A 17,535-nucleotide genomic window follows, 5' to 3' on the forward strand; every position below is an offset into this window, starting at 1 on the left:
CACTTCCTGGGTCGAAAGAACTCTTACCAATCTACGCGTCCTGCCCTTGCACCGGAACTGCCGCCCGTGCGGTCGTGCACTGCGCTGGCGCAAATTTATGCAAGGAACGGGCCGAGTTGGGAACCCGGGCGAGCACGGAGAAACCGGGATTCGGTGCTAGATTACGCAAGATTCAGCCATCAGTGTGGAGGAGACCCCATGAGACTGCTGATACGACTGCTGACGCGACTGCCGATCGAAATCGCCGCTGCGGCCCTGCTCGTCGTCTGCATCAGCGCCTCGGGCGCGGCGTTTGCCGCCGGCAAGTCCGGTCGCAGTGCCGACGGTCTCAGTTGTGGATTCACGGTCCCGCAGAATGCGTCGCCGGCAGCCCGATGCGCCGCGATCAAGCGCCAATGCGGCGGCAAGTTCTACGCAAATGCGTGCGGCGACAAGCTGCTGTCCGCGGCGAATTAAGCGCCGCCGGAGATCCGGCGGACTCAAGCCGCCTTCGTCTGCACCGTGTCGCAAAACTCCGCGAGACGATTCGCAAGCCGCAGCGTTGCCGGGCTCGCATTCGGCGAAGCCATCAGTGCGAGCTCGGTCTTGTTGATCGGCGCAAAGCCTTCCTTCGCCGTCAGCACGCGGTGCTCGGACTGGATCGACATCTCCGACAGGATGCTCAGGCCCATGCCGGCGGCGACGGCGGCCTGGATGCCGGCGAGATTCGATGACGTATAGGCGGTGTGCCAGGCGCGGCCGGCGCTTTCCAGCGCGTGGATGGCGCCGGCACGATAGAGGCAGCCGAGCGGAAAGCCGATCAGCGGCACCGACGACACGTTGACGTCGACCGGATGGCTCTTGCTGGTGACCCAGTGCACCCGCTCGGGCCACACCGCGATCGCGTCCTTTCCGCCGGCCTCGCGCTTGTAGAGCGCAAGATCGAGCTCGCCGCGTTCGAGATCGCGGGCCAGGTGCTTGCTCTGGTCGGCGCGCACGTCGAGCCGCAGGCCCGGATGCGAGCGCGAGAACGCACCCAACAATCTGGGCAGCCGGTACGCCGCGAAATCCTCGGGGATGCCGAGCCGGATCGCGCCTTCGCTGTCAGGCTGGCGCAGCACGTCGCGCGCCTCCTCGGCGAGCGAGAGCAATCGGCGCGCATAGGAGAGCAGCCGCTCGCCGGCCTCGGTCGGCCGCACGTCCTTGCCGTCGCGGTGCAGCAGCAGCTGGCCGACATCCTCCTCCAGCCGCTTGATCTGCTGGCTCACGGTCGATTGCGTGCGGTGGACGCGGGCGCCGGCGCGGGTGAAGCCGCCGGCCTCGACCACCGAGACGAAGCTGCGCAGGAGCTCCAGATCGAGCATGCCGGCCTCCATTTGAAAATCCACTGACATTGAGTTAATCATTTAATTTCCAAATGACAAGCCGCCTCTCTAGATGAGGGCATTCTGGAGAATGCCCTCATGTCGCTCGCCTCCTCGATTTCGGTCCCGCGCAGCCGATTCAACACATTGCCGTTTGCCGTCGGCCTGTTCTGCCTGCTCTGGAGCTACGCCTTCATCGCCGGCAAGATCGGGGTCACCCATTGCCCGCCGCTAATCCTGCTCGCCGCGCGTTTCTCGCTCGCCGGCATCCTGATCCTGGGCGCGACGCTGATCCGCGGCGACGGCTGGTCGTTGTCCTGGCGCGACGCCGCCATCTTCGCCGTGCTCGGCATCGCCAACAACGCGCTCTATCTCGGCCTCGGCTATACCGGGCTGCAATCGGTCTCCGCAGGTCTCGGCGGGCTGATCGTCTCGGCCAATCCGGTGTTCACGGCGGCGCTCGCAGCGATCCTGCTCGGCGAAGGCATGACCTGGCGCAAGGCGAGCGGCCTCCTGCTCGGCGTGATCGGCGTGACGGCGATCGTCTGGCACCGCCTCTCGGTCGGCACCGATTCCCTGCACGGCATCGTCTTCACGCTGGCCTCACTGGCCTCGCTCGTGGCCGGCACCATCCTGTTCAAGCTGCTGGCGCCGAAGGGGTCGTTGTGGATCGGCAACGGCGTGCAGAACCTCGCCGCGGGCATCGTGCTGACGCCGGTCGCACTCACCTTCGCCGACATCCATGCGATCGACTATACGCCGAGCCTGATCGGCGCCTTCGCCTTCCTCGTGCTCGGCGGCTCGATCCTCGCCTATTGGCTCTGGTTTCACCTGCTGAAGGTGTGCGGCGCCACCGCCGCCAGCGCCTATCATTTCCTGATGCCGCCGCTCGGCATGCTGTTCGCCTTCCTCGTGCTCGGCGAGCACGTCGAGGCGCGGGACCTGCTCGGCATCATTCCGGTCGCGCTCGGCATCTATCTGGTGACGCGGCCGGCGAAGGCGGTGGCGTGAGCTCAGCCTTCGTCATGGCCGGGCTTGACGCGGCCATCCACGTCTTCGTTGCCGCGCGCAAGAACGTGGATGCCCGGGACAAGCCCGGGCATGACGGCGACGAGGCAGCATGCGCCCATCAATCCTTCCTGAACACGATCGACGCCATCCAGCCCGTCATCAGCGCCATCGCCACCGTGGCCAGACCGTACAGAAACCCGTTGTGCCGCGCCGTGGTGGCCACGAACTGCTCGAATCCGACCTTGACGATCTCGAACGCGGTCTCGGTCTTGCCGATGAATGCGCCGTTCGCAAACAGCTTGATCTCGATCTCATAGGTCCCGATCGGCACCTCCGCGGGCAGGGGAATGCCGGTGCGGAACAGCGTTGGTGTCAGGAACGTCACCGCGCTCGGATCCTCGCGATAGAGGCCGCGCTGGGTGCGCAAGCGAATGAAGGCCGAGCGGAACGCGTCGTTCGGCACCACGTCGGCGTAATCGCCGCCGACCCGCTGCGTCAGCAGCACGTTGTTGAGCCCGATCTGCTGCCGCCGGGCGATCTCGGGCGAGGTGATCGCATCGAAGGGGCGGTTGGCAAACAGCGCCAGATAGCTCGGCACCTGCAGGAACTGCCGGTAGTCGGTGTTGATCCAGATGCCGAAGGTGCGTTCCTTGCGCCGTGTCACCATGTCGGCGCGCGGGCCCCTCACGGTGACGACGAGATCGTAAGCCGTGCGGTCGGCCGGCGTCGTGGCGTCCCTCTCGACCGAGCCGAACAGCACCAGCTCCTCGCCGGAATAGTTCGGTGTCACCGTGACGCGGTGGTTGGAGACCGACACGATCAGCCGCTCGGCCCGCGCAGCGCCGCCGAGCAGCAGGACGAGAGCGATGGTGAGAAGCGTGCGCGTCATCCGCTCACTCCCAGCTCGCGAATGGTGAAGAGATCCGAGGGCTGGATCACCAGCTCGATCGCGAAGCGGATGCCGACCGAGAGGATCAGCAGGCCGAGCAGCAACCGCAGCTGCTCGCCGCGGATCTTCTGGCCGGCGCGGGCGCCGAACTGAGCACCGGTGACGCCGCCGACCATCAGGATCAGCGCCAGCACGGCGTCGACGAGGTGGTTGGTCACGGCGTGCAGCATGGTCGCGAACAGCATGGTGACCAGCGTCAGCACCATCGAGGTCCCGATCACCGTCGAGGTCGGCACCCTGAGCAGATAGATCATGATCGGAACCAGGATGAAGCCGCCGCCGATGCCCATGATGGCGCCGATGAAGCCGATCAAGATGCCGACCACCACGACCGGAATCACCGAGAGATAGATCTTCGAGCGCTTGAACCGCATCTTCAGCGGCAGGCCGTGGATCCAGTTGTGCGTGCGTCGCGGCGGCAGCGCGCCACGCCGGGTCCGCATCAAGGCGCGCAGGCCCTCGGAGAACATCAGGCTGCCGACCGTGGTGAGCAGCACGACGTAGGACAGCGCGATCATGAGGTCGAGCTGGCCGAGCGCGCGCAGCTGGGTGAAGGCCCACACGCCGAGCGTCGTTCCGGTGACGCCGCCGCAGAGCAGCACGCTCGCCAGCGCCGGATCGATCGCGCGCCGCCGCCAATATGAGAGCGCGCCGGAAAAGGACGAGGCCGCGATGTGGCTCGCGACGGAAGCGACCGCCACCGCCGGCGTGATGCCGATGAAGATCAGCAGCGGCGTCATCAGGAAGCCGCCGCCGATTCCGAACATGCCCGAGACGAAGCCGACCGCGGCACCCATGGCGAGCACCAGGAAGACGTTGACCGGCAGATCGGCGATCGGAAGGTAGAGCTGCATTGAACCACGCACCGGCGAGACGGATCGACGAACGCGGAATGCTCGCGGAAAGGACGGAACGATTGCCGCGCCCCTCAATAGCGGAATTCGCTGGCGGGCGGGACCGGGAACTTCGCGCGTGGTGAATGGTGATGGAGAGAGCCTGGAGACACGATGGTTGCGGCACCGAAGGTGCGCTCCCTCTCCTGCCTGCGGGCAGGGCTATCGCCTATGAGATGTGGCTATGGGTACCGACTGTCTCCACAGCGTCATGGCCGGGCTTGTCCCGGCCATCCACGCCTTTCCACGCAGCACAAGAACGTGGATGCCCGGGACAAGCCCGGGCATGACGACCTCTGCAATATTCAAATGCGATTGCCCTGCGCCTGCGGGGGGAGGGTTGGGCAGAGGGTGTCTCCGCAGAGAGATTCCCCAAGAGGAGAGAACCCCCACTCGCCGCGCTTCGCGCGTCGACCTCCCCCGCGAGCGCAGGGCTATCGCATATTGGCTCGCCGGTGGCCATCCTTCGAGACGCCCGCCGTTGGCGGGCCCTCAGGATGAGGACCGAGGTCGTGGCGACCGTTTCAACGAGCACGGATGCTGTTTAGCCTCATCCTGAGGAGACCGCGCAGCGGTCGTATCGAAGGACGAGGCGGCGCACCGGCCGCCGCTACAAGTCATATGCGATCGCCCTGCCCGCGAGCGGGAGAGGTGCACCGAGTCCGCGGCACGTTGATCGGATCTAAAGCCTATTGCGCGGCCGAGGCCGAGCGCTTGGTCGCGACGGCCTTCGGGGCCGGCTTGGCGCTCGCCTGCGACGCGGTGTCCCAGCCGCCGGCGGGCGCTGAGACATTGACGGCATCGTCCGGCTGCGGCTCGGCGCTGAAAGTCTGGATCGCGAGCTTGGCGGCAGCGAGCGATTGCGGGTCGAGGCGCTTGGCGACGTCGTCGCGCTTGCCGGCCGCGTCTGCATCGCCCTGCGCGGCCGCCAGGCTGAACCATTTGTAGGATTCGGCGAGGTTCTGCTCGACGCCGATGCCGCGGGCATAGAGGATGCCGAGGTTGAACTGGCTGTCGGCGACGCCGCGATCGGCGGCCTTGCGGAACCACTGCGCCGCGCTCTTGTAATTGGCGCCGCGCCCACCGCCGTCGGCGTCGAGCACCGCGAGATTGTGCATCGCCTTGGCGTTGCCGCGCTCGGCGGCCTGGGCGTAGTAGCGGCGGGCGATGTCGGCGTCCTTCTTCACGCCAAGGCCCTTCTCGTAGAGCGTGCCGAGGCGGAAGATCGCGGGCACCACGCCCGCCTGCGCCGCGCGGTCGTACCACTTCGCCGCTTCGTCGTAGTTCGTGGCGACGCCCTTTCCTTCGGCAAAGCGCACGCCGATCTCGTAGGCCGCGGTTGCATCGCCCTTCATCGCGGCGGTGCGCAAGGCCGGGCCGCCGATGCCGTCAGGCAGTCTCTCGCTCGGCGGCACCTGGACGAGGCCGAGCTTGGCGCGGCTCGTGCCCGACAGCGCGCCGGTGACGTCGCTGGAGGCCGGCGGCGGGGCCGCGGCAGGCGCCGGCGGGATCTCGACGGAGGCCGAGTTGCCCGGAATGGCGGCGGGCGCCGGCGCGGCATTGATCTGGGATTGCCGTCCGATCGGCGTCGGCGACGTCATCGACGGCGTGACCTGCTCGGGCGTGGCGGGCTTGGTCTCGACCGGGGGCGGCGGGGCCATCGGCGCCGGCTGGCTGGACGTATCGTCCATGGCCTGCGGCGCCGGCTGCGGGCTGCCTTCGAGCAGGTTCATCGCCATCTTGAAGGTGCCGAGCACGATCACGACCACGCTCGCGCCGACCAGCAGCGAGCGGATCTTCGAGGTGATAGTCGAACCGCCGTCCTTGCCCTTGTCCTTGGACCGGTCAGCCCCTGCCTTGGCGGCGCGGCCGGTCTTTTCCGGTTGCGCGGCGGCGGCTTGCGCGGCGCGGCGTGCGGCCGCGATGAAGCTCGACGACGACACCGGCTCTTTCGGCGCGGTGGCAATTCCGCTGATCGCGCTCTCGGAGGCGGCGATGCGCTCCGACGGCGTGGCGAGGCGCCCGCCCGGTCGTGTGCCCGGCTCGAGCGGATGATCCGGTGGCAATTCCGGCGCGAGCGCGGCCCGCGCGGGCGCGGTGTGCGGCTCCAGGATTTCGCTGATCGCACGCGGCGGCAAGGGTGGTGCGACTTGCGGTGCCGCCGGCACCGGCGGCGGCGCAACCGGCGCAGCTGCGTGGAATTCGCGCGGCGCGGCGACGAAGGCGGCTTGCGTACTCTGCGCGGCGGCGGGATTGGGCAGCTCGGGCTTCGGATCGTATTTCGGCTGCTGCGGTTGTGGCCGCGGCTCGCGCGCCATCGGCGCCGGCTCCATCGGAGCGGCCATCGGCATCGGCTGCGGCGCCGGCACGGTGCGCACCGCGCGCAGATCGCCCTCGATCATCGAGAGGCGATCGACGACGTGGCCGAGCGCGCTGTGGACGGCCTCGAGCGAGTCCTGAGTGTGCCGGTTGGTCTCGGCCTGGCTGAAGCGGATGTCGGAGAGCTCGCGCTTGACGAGATCGACCATGCCGGAATCGGGAGGCGGTGCGGAGTTGCGGCTCTCGGCCAGCGCGGCATAGGTCGCCTGCTGCCGCTCGAGATGCCGCAGGATGTCGTGCAGCCCGTCCTCGACGCGGCTCAAATTGCCGTTGTGCGGATCGGAGGCGGCTTCGATCCGTTCCAGCAGATAGGAGACGCGCTGTTCGAGATGCGCGAAGGTGGACGCGGAATCGCTGCCGACCTGCATGCGGTCGAAACGGTCCGACAGCGCGCGGATCGCGGCTTCGAGATGCTCGGTGCTCTCGGATGGCTGAGGCCGTTCGCGGGTTTCGAGCGCGGCGGTGAGCGCGGCGATGCGCTGCTCCAGCACCGCGAAGCTGTCGCCGTGGCCGGAGGCGCGGGTGATCTGGTCGACCTTGGACGACAGCAGCTGCACGTCCTCGGAAAGCCGCGCCAGCGCTTCGTTGGAAGCGACGTTCGAGACGATGCCGCGCAGCGCCGAGATCGCGCCTTCGAGCTGCTGCACCGTCGAGGGATCGTCATTGGCGCGCAGGATCAGATCGAGCTTGGCGCCGAGATTGCGGATCGCCTCGTCGTAGCCGGTGAGCTGCTCGGCCGGCGTCAGCGTGCGCAGCACCTGCTTGATGTCGGACAGCGCATGCTCGATGCCGGAGAGGACCTGGCCGTCGGTGCCGTTGGACCGGGTCTCGTCGATGCGACGGTGCAGCGAGCGGATCTCGTTCTCGATCGATTCGATCGCGCGCCGCGGCATCGCCTCGGTGATGGCGGCACGGATTTCGGCAAGCTCGCTGCGGAAGGCGTTGATCGCCTGCTCGGTATTGTCGGGACGCTGCAGCGACTCGATCTGGCTCGTGATCTTGAGCAGGTGGCGCTCGAGCGATGAAAAATCCGGTCCTGGCTGCGGTGGCGGCGGCGCGTAGGCAGGCGCCGGCGGGGCCATGGGCGGTGCGTAAGGAGCGGCGGGCGCAAGCGACGGCGCGGCACGCGGCGGCATGTGCCTCGGCGCAAAACCGTCGAGCTCGCTCTGGCGCGCGGTGATCTCGGCGACCGCGACGTCGAACGAAGCCGGGCTCAGGGGTGGTGAGCTGCGATAGACCTGCGCGGCCGCGCGCTCGACCGCATCGGCCTGGCGCTGGCGCGTGTCGGCCGGGGCGGGGCGGGGGGCCTGCGGCTGCTGCGGTTGCCGCTGCGGGCGCGAGATTTGCGACAGGCGCGCATCGAGCCGCGAGATCGCATCGTTGAGCTGACGCGCGACGCCCTGCTCGCGCGAGACGTCTGGTCTTGAAGAGTCCTGGCGCGGGGCGGGCTTGGATATCCGTTCGATCTGCTGGGTGATCGCGTCGAGCCGCTGGTGGATATCGGCGACTTCGCGGCTCTCCTGACTCGGTCCTTGGCTCGGCATGTGCTGCGGCCGCGGGTCGTAGGCTGCGCGAAAGTTCGGCGGGGTCGTCTCGCCGAGCGTGGAGTTCAGCCAATCGTTGAGCGACATGCCCGCACGACGCGCAGCAGCTTCGGCCCGCTCCCGGACGGATGGATCGATGCCGTCAACACTCCACGATACGCGCGAATTCATGACTCTGTCCGGTTCCGACTCCGGCGCCCCACCCGGCGCCTCCAGCCTCCCCACGCGCCCCGGTTGCAAAGACAATCGAATTTGGCGCGGGTCGTCTGCCTCGAAAACCGACTTTTTCCTGTTACGGTAAATAACGAGTTAAGGAATGCGGCGCGGGTGTCTTAAAGTTCGGCGGGGGAACTTAGGGGACACCGAAACCGTCATGCCCGGGCTTGTCCCGGGCATCCACGTTCTTCGGTGGTGAAAGCAAGATCGTGGATGGCCGGGACGAGCCCGGCCATGACGCAGCAATCCTGGCCTCTCACCCCTTCCCCTCGCGCTTGCCATCCTCGATCGGCACTACGGTGGCCTTGCCGCTCATCGCCGACAACGCCGCGAGCGCTTCCTCGCAGAAGTCGGCCACCATCTGCTCGTGCCGGGCTCCCAGGCGGAGCAGGAGCAGGTTTCCCAAGTCGAGCTTGCCCTCTGCCGTGCCGTCCGGAAAACGCTTCTTCAGGATGCGCTCGTAATTGGCGTGGCGGTCGCGGTGGTGCTCGAGCCGGGCCATCAAATCGGCGCGAAGCGGCTCGATGTCGATGCTGTCGAGCGCGTGGAGGCGGACCAGGAGGTCGTCCTTGGTCGAGGCCGGTGTACTTGGCCGCGCGGCCCAGTGCCGCAGCGCTGTTCGGCCCTCCGGAGTGAGCGTATAAACCAGCTTGTTGGGCTTGCCTGATTGCACGACCTCGCGGCCCTGGATGTAGCCGCGGTCGCGCAGCTTGGAGAGTTCGCGGTAGATCTGCTGGTGGTCGGCCTTCCAGAAGAAGCCGATCGAGGAATCGAACGTCTTGGCGAGCTCGTAGCCCGTCATCGGACGTTCCGTCAGGCATGCGAGGATTGCGTCGCCCAGTGCCATGACCGGTCTCCTGTTCTCGACCTTGTGGCTTGACTTTATGCGCATCGGCGCATATGCGTCAATGTGCATATGAGGCGGTGGAAGGGCCGGGCGAAAGACCCGTCCCGAAAACCCAGCGGAATCAACCTTCTCGCTACTGTGCATGGGGTTGTTTTCGCGTTTTTGCCAAGGCTCCTGGAAAGCCCTTTAGGGAGGCACCCGAGAATGACCGGCCTCGATTCCTGGTACGCCTACATGAAGTCTCATGATCGCACTGCGCTCTGGGATCTTCTGCACCCCGATGCCGTGTTCGAAAGCCCCGTCGTTCACACGCCGCAGCGCGGCCGCGACATCACCTTCAAATATCTCTCCAGTGCCGAACAGGTGCTCGGCGGTCCGACCTTCACCTATGTAGGGGAGTGGAGGAACGAGCGCGGCGCCGTGCTCGAATTCAAGACCATGGTCGACGGCATCGAGATCAACGGCGTCGACATCATCAGCTTCGATGACGAGGGACGCATCACGCACTTCAAGGTGATGGTGCGTCCGCTCAAGGCGATCAACATGCTGCACCGCCTGATGGCGGAGCAGCTTGCTGCCGCCCAATCATAAGCCAACATCATCCCTTCGAGGCCCTGCCGGGAGAACCCCATGCCGATCTATAAAGCCCCCGTCGAAGACGTGAACTTCCTGCTCAACGACGTCTTCCAGATCGACCGCTACGACAATCTGCCGGGCTTCTCCGACGCCTCGAGCGACGTGCGCGAGGCGATCCTCGGCGAAGCCGCCAAGCTCGCCGAAGAGGTGCTGCAGCCGCTCAATCGCGTCGGCGATCTCGAAGGCTGCAAGCGCACTGAGGACGGCAGCGTCACCACGCCGAAGGGTTTCAAGGAAGCGTTCAAGCAGGTCGTCGAGGGCGGCTGGCTCGGCCTGTCGGCGCCGACCGAATATGGCGGCCAGGGCCTGCCGGTGACGCTGAGCCAGGCGGTCAACGAATTCCAGATCTCCGCCAACATGGCGTTCTCGATGTATGGCGGCCTGACCATGGGCGCGACCGCCGCGCTGCTGGTGCACGGCACGCCCGAGCAGAAGAAGACCTACGTCCCGAAGATGGTGGCCGGCGAATGGACCGGCACCATGAACCTCACCGAGCCGCATTGCGGCACCGACCTCGGCATGCTCCGCACCAAGGCGGTGCGCCAGAGCGACGGCAGCTTCAGGATCACCGGCACCAAGATCTTCATCTCGGCCGGCGAGCATGATCTCGCCGACAACATCATCCACCTCGTGCTCGCCCGCATCGAAGGTGCACCCGCCGGCATCAAGGGCGTGTCGCTGTTCGTGGTGCCGAAATTCCTGGTGAACGCTGATGGCTCGGTGGGCGCCCGCAACGGCGTCGTCTGCGGCTCGATCGAGCACAAGATGGGCATCCACGGCAACTCCACCTGCGTGATGAACTACGACAACGCCACCGGCTGGCTGATCGGCGAAGAGAACAAGGGCATGCAGGGCATGTTCGTGATGATGAACGAGGCCCGTCTCGGCGTCGCCGTGCAGGGCCTCGCGCAGTCCGAGGTCGCCTATCAGAACGCCGTCGCCTATGCCCGCGAGCGCATCCAGGGCCGTTCCCTCACCGGCGCCAAGGCGCCGGACAAGCCGGCCGACCCGATCATCGTGCATCCCGACGTGCGCCGCACGCTGCTCTCGATCCGCGCCTTCAACGAGGCCGCGCGCGCCTTCGTGATCTGGACCGCGCTGAAGAGCGATGTCGCCCACCGCTCCGAGGATCCCAAGGATCGCCAGGCCGCGGACGACCACATGGGCCTGATGACCCCGGTGCTGAAGGGCTTCCTCACCGACTACGGCTTCGCCAACGCGGTGCAGGCGCAGCAGATGTATGGCGGCCACGGCTACATCGCCGAGCAGGGCATGGAGCAGTTCGTGCGCGATGCGCGTATCGCGATGATCTATGAAGGCGCCAACGGCATCCAGGCGCTCGACCTGGTCGGCCGCAAGCTGCCGCGCGACGGCGGCCGCGCCATCATGGCCTTCTTCGGCGAGGTCATGGCCTTCGCCAAGGAGAACGGCGGTGACGAGGGCCTGAAGCCCTTCATCACCCCGCTCTCGACCTCGCTGGGTCACCTGCAGCAGGCCACGACCTGGCTGATGCAGAACGCGATGGCGAAGCCGGACAATGCCGGCGCTGCCGCCACCGACTACCTGCATCTCTTCGGCTTCGTCGCGCTCGGCTATATGTGGTCGAAGATGGCCAAGGTGACGCAGGCGAAGATTGCCGAGAGCGGGGCGACGCCCTATCTCTCGACCAAGCTCGTCACCGGCCGTTTCTTCATGGAGCGGATGCTGCCGGAGACTGCGGCCAATCTCGCGCGCATCCAGGCCGGCTGCGCCACCATCATGGAATTGCCGGCGGAAGCCTTCTGAGGCCTGCTCCCGCCGCCGTTTCCCAATAGCTTTCAAACATCACATCAGGAGGGCGTCATGCCTGAGGCATTCATCTACGACCACGTTCGCACCCCGCGCGGCCGCGGCAAGGCGGACGGCGCGCTGCACGAGGTCACGGCGCTCGCGCTCGCCACCGTGCCGCTGAAGGCGCTGAAGGACCGCAACAACCTCCCGGAAGATTCGGTCGACGACGTCGTGCTCGGCGTGGTCGATCCCGTCGGTGAAGCCGGTTCCGACATCGCGCGCTTCGCCGCGCTCAAGGCCGGTCTCGGCGATGCCGTGCCCGGCGTGCAGATCAGCCGGTTCTGCGCCTCCGGCCTCGATGCCGTGAACTTCGCCGCCGCGCAGATCATGAGCGGTCAACATGAGCTGGTGATCGGCGGCGGCGCCGAATCCATGAGCCGCATCGGCATCGGCGCTTCCGGCGGCGCATGGCCGATGGATCCCTCGATCGCGGTGCCGGCCTATTTCATGCCGCAGGGCGTCTCGGCCGATCTGATCGCGACCAAATACGGCTTCTCGCGTGACGACGTCGACGCCTACGCCGTGCAGAGCCAGCAGCGCGCGGCCAAGGCCTGGGACGAGGGTCGCTTCGACAAGTCGGTGGTGCCGGTGAAGGACATCAACGGCCTCACCATCCTCGCCAAGGACGAGCACATGCGTCCCTCGACGACGATGCAGTCGCTGGCGCAGCTGCAGCCGTCGTTCACCATGATGGCGCAGATGGGCGGCTTTGACGGCGTCGCGGTGCAGTCGCATCCCGAGATCGAGCGTGTCAACTACGTGCACCACGCCGGCAATTCCTCCGGCATCGTCGACGGCGCCGGCGCCGTGCTGCTCGGCACCAAGGAAGCGGGCAGCAAATACGGCATGAAGCCGCGTGCAAAGATCCGCGCCTTCGCCAACATCGGCTCCGAGCCGGCGATGATGCTGACCGGTCCGGTCGACGTCACCGAAAAACTGTTCGCGCGCTCGGGCATGAAGAAGTCGGACATCGACCTGTTCGAGCTCAACGAGGCCTTCGCCTCCGTCGTGCTGCGCTACATCCAGGCTTTCGACATCGACCCCGCCAAGATCAACGTCAATGGCGGTGCGATCGCGCTCGGCCATCCGCTCGGTGCGACCGGCGCGATGATCCTCGGCACCGTGCTCGACGAGCTCGAGCGCACCAACAAGTCCACCGCCCTCGTTACGCTGTGCATCGGCGGCGGCATGGGCACCGCGACCATCATCGAGCGCGTGTAACGAGCTGCCGTAGGGCGGGCAAAGCGAAGCGTGCCCACCACTGTTGCCTTTCGCGAATGATGGTGGGCACGGCGCAAGGGCGCCTTTGCCCACCCTACGAGATCACCGTCAACCGCCGCGCTTGAGATCGGCTGCGGCACCGAGGAGCAACCAACATGTCGTACAAGAATTTCAAGGTTGAGACCGACGCAGACGGCATCGCGCTCGTCACCTGGGACATCCCGGGCCGGTCGATGAACGTGCTCGACGAAACCTCGACCAACGAGCTCGAGGCGATCGTCAAGGCGACCACGGCTGACGCCGCGGTGAAGGGCGTCGTCATCACCTCCGCGAAAGAGGCGTTCTGTGCGGGCGCCGACCTGTCGATGCTCGAAGGCATGAACCAGGCCTATGCGAAGGTCTTCAAGGAGCAGGGCGAGACCGCGGCGAACCAGATGCTGTTCGACCAGAGCCGCCGCTTCTCGCTGGTGCTGCGTTCGATCGAGACGTCGGGCAAGCCGTGGGCGGCCGCGATCAACGGTCTCGCGCTCGGCGGCGGCTTCGAGATCACCCTGTGCTGCCACTACCGTGTCGCCGCGGAGAATCCCAAGACGCGTCTCGGCCTGCCCGAGGTCAAGGTCGGCCTGTTCCCCGGCGCCGGCGGCACGCAGCGCGTGCCGCGCCTGGTGCCGCCGCAAGATGCGATGACCATCCTGCTCAAGGGCGACCCCGTCACGGTCGAGAAGGCCAAGGCGCTGAACCTGATCCACGCCGTCGTTCCAGCTGGCGATCTCATCAAGGCCGCCAAGGACTGGATCAAGGGCGGCGGCAAGGCCGTCGCGCCCTGGGACGAGAAGGGCTTCAAGCTTCCCGGCGGTCCGGTGTTCTCCAAGGCCGGCATGATGATGTTCCCCGCCGGCAACGCGATCTACCGCCGCGAGACCTACGACAATTATCCGGCCGCGCGCGCGATCATGAGCTGCGTCTATGAGGGCCTGCAGCTGCCGATCGACGCCGCCCTGCGGGTGGAGTCGCGCTACTTCGCCTCGGTGCTGCGCTCGAAGGAAGCGGCGGCGATGATCCGCAGCCTGTTCCTGTCGATGCAGGAGCTCAACAAGGGCGCGCGCCGCCCGAAGGACGTGCCGCCGACCAAGGTGAAGAAGATCGCGGTGATCGGCGCCGGCTTCATGGGCGCCAGCGTCGGCTACGTCTCGGCGCGCGCCGGCCTGGACGTCGTCCTGATCGACCGCGACCAGGAGAGCGCCGACAAGGGCAAGGCGCATGCGCAGAAGGTGATCGAGGAGCAGATCAAGAAGGGCCGCGCCAAGCCTGGTGACGCCGAAGCGCTGCTCGCGCGCATCACGCCGACCGCGGACTATGCCGCGCTGAAGGATGTCGACCTCGTCATCGAGGCCGTGTTCGAGGACCGCAAGGTGAAGGCGGACACCTTCGCCAAGGCGCAGCAATATCTGAAGCCGGACGTGATCTTCGCCTCGAACACCTCGACGCTGCCGATCACCTCGCTGGCCGAGGGCTTCAAGGACCAGGGCAAGTTCATCGGCATCCACTTCTTCTCACCGGTCGAGAAGATGATGCTGGTCGAGATCATCCTCGGCAAGAACACCGGCGATGTCGCGCTTGCGACCGCGCTCGACTATGTCCGTCAGATCGGCAAGACGCCGATCGTCGTGAACGACTCTCGCGGCTTCTTCGCCAACCGCTGCGTCGGCCGCTACGTCGCCGAAGGCAACGAGATGTTCCTGGAAGGCGTGCCGCCGGCGATGATCGAGAACTGCGCCAAGATGGCCGGCATGCCGGTCGGCCCGCTCTCGTTGTCGGACGAAGTCGCGCTCGACCTCGGCCTCAAGATCATGAAGGCGACGGAGGCCGATCTCGGTCCCAACGCCATCAATCCCGATCAGAAGAAGCTGATGGTGGAGATGGTCGAGAAGCAGGGCCGTCTCGGACGCAAGAACAGCAAGGGCTTCTACGATTACCCCGAGAAGGGCAAAGGCCAGAAGAGCCTGTGGCCGGGCTTGTCAGCGCTGCAGCCGAAGCAGCTCGACCCCGATACGATCGACATCGAGGAGCTGAAGCAGCGCTTCCTGGTGGTGCAGGCGGTGGAAGCGGCGCGCACGGTGGAGGACCACGTCATCACCGATCCGCGCGAGGCGGATGTCGGCTCGATCCTCGGTTTCGGTTTCGCGCCGTTCACCGGCGGCACGCTGTCCTACATCGACTTCATGGGAACGAAGAAGTTCGTCGAGCTCTGCCGCAAGCTCGAGGCGAAATACGGCTCGCGCTTCACCCCGCCGAAGCTGCTCGAGGAGATGGCTGCGAAGGGCGAGACCTTCTACGGCCGCTTCGCGCCGAAGAAGGCGGCGGCCTGAGAGAGACCTGTAGCCCGGATGGAGCGTGAGCGAAATCCGGGCACGCAAAGCCAAAAGGCCGGATCATCGATCCGGCCTTTTTATTTTCCGTCGCCGACCGGCGAGAATGCGCGCCCCGATACGGTCTCGCCGGCGAGACTGGCCGTCCAGCTGCCTTCGTCGCCGCGGCCGATGCGCACTTCGAAACGCCAGCCATTCTGGTTGGTGAAAGCGATGTCTGCGCCGCGCTTCGTCTTGGCGTAGCTGCACCGATATTCGGTCGGCCGGTCCGGAAAGACGATCTTTCCTTCCTTGCCCTCGAACACGGCCGAGATGGTCTGTGGATGGATCATGAAGATGCAATCGCGCTGCGGCGCGACCGGCGTCGACAAGCCGAGAATCGCGAGCGGCGCACCGGCGGTCATGAGGACGATTATATTCATGAGGCAACTGTCTCCAGGAGATGATCCTTCGACGTCGTCGCCGATCGCATGGTTCACGATGAAAAAGGCTGGATCATCCACGCCAAAATCCTGCCGCAGCCACGCTCCGCCCTGGCACCGCTCTTGCTGATGTTTCTCTCGATGGCCCATTGGCATTGAAGGTGTCCCGCAATGATCCCCACTGTGTCTCAAGTCAGCGCGGCCGGCGTTGCGGTAAGATACGCGCCCCTGCTGCTTCTGGGCCGGTCGTGGCGACGCCGCGGGCTCCTCCGGCGGCGCAGAAAAATTCCCTCGTGGATCGGCCTGGTCCTACTCGTTCTCCTTCTGGATATCGCGATGGCCGTGCTCGCCTGGTTCGCCGTCGATGTCGTCCTGCATTGAGAGCTCGCCTCCGTACAGGTAGAAGGTCGCCGCCAAATAGGCGAGCTGGCCGGCAATCAGGCAGCCGACGACGATTGGAACGCCCGTCCAAAATCCAAAGCCTGAGCTCTGAAGGACCGTTGCTGTAACGATCGCGGTCGCCGGCGAGACCAGCAGCAGAGTCCAGACTCGGAAGATGAGCCCCGTCGCAAGGCCAGTGATTGCGCTCGCGAGCAGGAGAAGGAGTACAGCCGTCACAATAGCTTCCCGGTCCAGTGGTCTGCGTCGTGTTCTCGCGCTGAAGCTGAGCCAAGTGGAGTGCTCTCACAAGGATGGTGACGGCCGCGGAGTGCACCACGCAGAGTTATTGTTAACCCTGACAATGCTCGTAAAATTGAAGTCAGTGCATCGCGGATCTTCGGATTCGGCGAATGGCGCAGGCAGAGCGCCGGGTCATCGATCCCGGTCTTCGTCGCTTCGCCTGTCCTGTGCGAACGGCGGACCCAAGCTCCTGCGCAGCTCGGAGGTGGGGAATTTCAGCTTGTGGCGCTCGGAACTGTCGTGGGCCGGCGCGAGCGCCTCGGCCGAGGCCTGACGGCGATCTTCTGGACAATCACCGGGCCTTCGGTCACGATCTCGCCGCTGTCGAGGCCCGGCGCAGGGCTCGGCCCCCAGGGGCAGCTTCAGACAGTCCTCGCCCATTTTCGAGCTTCTTGGCGCCGATTCGACCTCGACCATCTCATAGGGCAGGCCGGCTGACAGGAGGGCCATGGGGGACGGCGAGCAGGCACCGGTCGAATCCTGCGGTTTCGCGGAATTCCGCCTGATGCTTGGTTCGGCCGAAAGAGCAACTACATGCACCTGCTTGAAATAGTCAAGATTGATGCAGGTGCATCAAATGGAGTAAGAGACGGGCGACGAACTTGAGCGGGACCATGAAACGCAAACCATCGACCGAGGCAACGGCTGCCTGGATCCGCCTGATGCGGGTGCAGAGCCGCGTGCTCGATTGCGTCGAGCAGGACTTGAAGAAGGCCGGCTTCCCACCGCTGGCCTGGTATGATGCGCTGCTCGAATTGTCGCGGGCGCCCTCGGGCGAGCTGCGGCCGGTCGAACTCGAGCGGCAGATGCTGATCCCGCAATATTCCACCTCGCGGCTGATCGACCGCCTGGTCGACGAGGGCCTGGCCTCGCGGCGCGAATGCAAGGTCGACAAGCGCGGCCAGTTCGTCGAGATCACCGAAGCCGGCCGCGAGTTGCAGAAGCGGATGTGGGGCGCCTATTCGGCTGCGATCGAGAAATATGTCGGCTCGAAACTGTCCGATGCCGACGCCGTCAAGCTCAGCAATCTGCTCGATCGCCTGGGCTGCTCGTGCGGCGAGGTGAAACTGCCGCCCGTGGGCGTCAACGAAAGCATGCCGTCGCGATGATCGCGCGGCAAACCGCTCGTCCGCGCAGCCGGTGGGTTCGCGGGCCATCCCTGTCACCGCGCGCGTTCGGTCGAAGCGCCTTTTG

14 protein-coding genes are annotated in these 17,535 nt (G+C 66.0%); 7 read left to right on the plus strand and 7 right to left on the minus strand.

The features are described 5' to 3' along the window. Window positions 1–198: 198 nt before the first annotated feature. Window positions 199–456, plus strand: a complete 258-nt coding sequence (locus XH96_RS04050) for a hypothetical protein (protein ID WP_194391163.1) — start codon at window positions 199–201, stop codon at window positions 454–456. A 23-nt stretch (window positions 457–479) separates the two neighbouring features. Here the strand turns inward: XH96_RS04050 and XH96_RS04055 are convergent, their stop codons facing one another. Then, window positions 480–1,343 (minus strand): LysR substrate-binding domain-containing protein, encoded by an 864-nt coding sequence (locus tag XH96_RS04055; protein WP_194391164.1) that lies wholly within the window; start codon window positions 1,341–1,343, stop codon window positions 480–482. A gap of 99 nt (window positions 1,344–1,442) precedes the next feature. On the opposite strand from XH96_RS04055, the gene XH96_RS04060 reads away from it, so the two are divergent. Next, window positions 1,443–2,354, plus strand: coding sequence for a DMT family transporter (locus tag XH96_RS04060; RefSeq protein ID WP_194391165.1), 912 nt, complete (start codon window positions 1,443–1,445; stop codon window positions 2,352–2,354). 118 nt (window positions 2,355–2,472) lie between these two features. Here the strand turns inward: XH96_RS04060 and XH96_RS04065 are convergent, their stop codons facing one another. The 4 genes from XH96_RS04065 to XH96_RS04080 form a co-directional block, all read right to left on the minus strand. After that, the gene (locus tag XH96_RS04065) at window positions 2,473–3,243 is read right to left on the minus strand and encodes a TIGR02186 family protein (protein WP_194391166.1); all 771 of its coding nucleotides are present in this window, start codon (window positions 3,241–3,243) and stop codon (window positions 2,473–2,475) included. Further along, the gene (locus XH96_RS04070) at window positions 3,240–4,157 is read right to left on the minus strand and encodes a sulfite exporter TauE/SafE family protein (protein WP_194391167.1); all 918 of its coding nucleotides are present in this window, start codon (window positions 4,155–4,157) and stop codon (window positions 3,240–3,242) included. Before XH96_RS04070 ends, XH96_RS04065 begins: the two co-directional genes overlap by 4 nt. A 728-nt stretch (window positions 4,158–4,885) precedes the next feature. Beyond that, entirely contained in the window at window positions 4,886–8,290 is a 3,405-nt protein-coding gene (locus tag XH96_RS04075) for a tetratricopeptide repeat protein (RefSeq protein WP_194391168.1), read from the minus strand. 301 nt (window positions 8,291–8,591) lie between these two features. Then, on the minus strand, window positions 8,592–9,182 hold the full coding sequence (locus tag XH96_RS04080) for a PadR family transcriptional regulator (protein ID WP_194391169.1): 591 nt from the start codon (window positions 9,180–9,182) through the stop codon (window positions 8,592–8,594). Between the two features lie 204 nt (window positions 9,183–9,386). Between XH96_RS04080 and XH96_RS04085 the strand changes: the two genes are divergently transcribed. From XH96_RS04085 to XH96_RS04100, 4 genes are all read left to right on the plus strand, one after another. Continuing rightward, window positions 9,387–9,773 (plus strand): nuclear transport factor 2 family protein, encoded by a 387-nt coding sequence (locus tag XH96_RS04085; protein ID WP_194391170.1) that lies wholly within the window; start codon window positions 9,387–9,389, stop codon window positions 9,771–9,773. Window positions 9,774–9,812: 39 nt separating this feature from the next. Next, window positions 9,813–11,603: an acyl-CoA dehydrogenase C-terminal domain-containing protein gene (locus tag XH96_RS04090; protein ID WP_194391171.1), complete on the plus strand. Its 1,791-nt coding sequence runs from the start codon at window positions 9,813–9,815 to the stop codon at window positions 11,601–11,603. A 57-nt stretch (window positions 11,604–11,660) separates the two neighbouring features. Beyond that, a complete protein-coding gene (locus tag XH96_RS04095; protein ID WP_194391172.1) occupies window positions 11,661–12,869 on the plus strand; it encodes an acetyl-CoA C-acetyltransferase in 1,209 nt (402 codons plus the stop codon). 155 nt (window positions 12,870–13,024) lie between these two features. Further along, window positions 13,025–15,238 (plus strand): FAD-dependent oxidoreductase, encoded by a 2,214-nt coding sequence (locus XH96_RS04100; RefSeq protein WP_194391173.1) that lies wholly within the window; start codon window positions 13,025–13,027, stop codon window positions 15,236–15,238. 80 nt (window positions 15,239–15,318) lie between these two features. Here the strand turns inward: XH96_RS04100 and XH96_RS04105 are convergent, their stop codons facing one another. Beyond that, the gene (locus tag XH96_RS04105; protein ID WP_194391174.1) at window positions 15,319–15,660 is read right to left on the minus strand and encodes a hypothetical protein; all 342 of its coding nucleotides are present in this window, start codon (window positions 15,658–15,660) and stop codon (window positions 15,319–15,321) included. Window positions 15,661–15,969: 309 nt separating this feature from the next. Next, the gene (locus XH96_RS04110; protein WP_194391175.1) at window positions 15,970–16,278 is read right to left on the minus strand and encodes a hypothetical protein; all 309 of its coding nucleotides are present in this window, start codon (window positions 16,276–16,278) and stop codon (window positions 15,970–15,972) included. A gap of 677 nt (window positions 16,279–16,955) precedes the next feature. On the opposite strand from XH96_RS04110, the gene XH96_RS04115 reads away from it, so the two are divergent. Further along, window positions 16,956–17,450, plus strand: a complete 495-nt coding sequence (locus XH96_RS04115; RefSeq protein ID WP_194391176.1) for a MarR family winged helix-turn-helix transcriptional regulator — start codon at window positions 16,956–16,958, stop codon at window positions 17,448–17,450. The last annotated feature ends 85 nt before the right edge of the window (window positions 17,451–17,535 follow it).

The organism is Bradyrhizobium sp. CCBAU 51765 (assembly GCF_015291725.1).
Classification (GTDB): domain Bacteria; phylum Pseudomonadota; class Alphaproteobacteria; order Rhizobiales; family Xanthobacteraceae; genus Bradyrhizobium; species Bradyrhizobium liaoningense.

What these genes read in the sequence shown, in the direction of transcription:
- XH96_RS04050 (WP_194391163.1), top strand. Translation starts at nt 199, where the DNA reads ATGAGACTGCTGATACGACTGCTGACGCGACTGCCGATCGAAATCGCC.
- XH96_RS04055 (WP_194391164.1), bottom strand. Translation starts at nt 1,343, where the DNA reads ATGCTCGATCTGGAGCTCCTGCGCAGCTTCGTCTCGGTGGTCGAGGCC.
- XH96_RS04060 (WP_194391165.1), top strand. Translation starts at nt 1,443, where the DNA reads ATGTCGCTCGCCTCCTCGATTTCGGTCCCGCGCAGCCGATTCAACACA.
- XH96_RS04065 (WP_194391166.1), bottom strand. Translation starts at nt 3,243, where the DNA reads ATGACGCGCACGCTTCTCACCATCGCTCTCGTCCTGCTGCTCGGCGGC.
- XH96_RS04070 (WP_194391167.1), bottom strand. Translation starts at nt 4,157, where the DNA reads ATGCAGCTCTACCTTCCGATCGCCGATCTGCCGGTCAACGTCTTCCTG.
- XH96_RS04075 (WP_194391168.1), bottom strand. Translation starts at nt 8,290, where the DNA reads ATGAATTCGCGCGTATCGTGGAGTGTTGACGGCATCGATCCATCCGTC.
- XH96_RS04080 (WP_194391169.1), bottom strand. Translation starts at nt 9,182, where the DNA reads ATGGCACTGGGCGACGCAATCCTCGCATGCCTGACGGAACGTCCGATG.
- XH96_RS04085 (WP_194391170.1), top strand. Translation starts at nt 9,387, where the DNA reads ATGACCGGCCTCGATTCCTGGTACGCCTACATGAAGTCTCATGATCGC.
- XH96_RS04090 (WP_194391171.1), top strand. Translation starts at nt 9,813, where the DNA reads ATGCCGATCTATAAAGCCCCCGTCGAAGACGTGAACTTCCTGCTCAAC.
- XH96_RS04095 (WP_194391172.1), top strand. Translation starts at nt 11,661, where the DNA reads ATGCCTGAGGCATTCATCTACGACCACGTTCGCACCCCGCGCGGCCGC.
- XH96_RS04100 (WP_194391173.1), top strand. Translation starts at nt 13,025, where the DNA reads ATGTCGTACAAGAATTTCAAGGTTGAGACCGACGCAGACGGCATCGCG.
- XH96_RS04105 (WP_194391174.1), bottom strand. Translation starts at nt 15,660, where the DNA reads ATGAATATAATCGTCCTCATGACCGCCGGTGCGCCGCTCGCGATTCTC.
- XH96_RS04115 (WP_194391176.1), top strand. Translation starts at nt 16,956, where the DNA reads ATGAAACGCAAACCATCGACCGAGGCAACGGCTGCCTGGATCCGCCTG.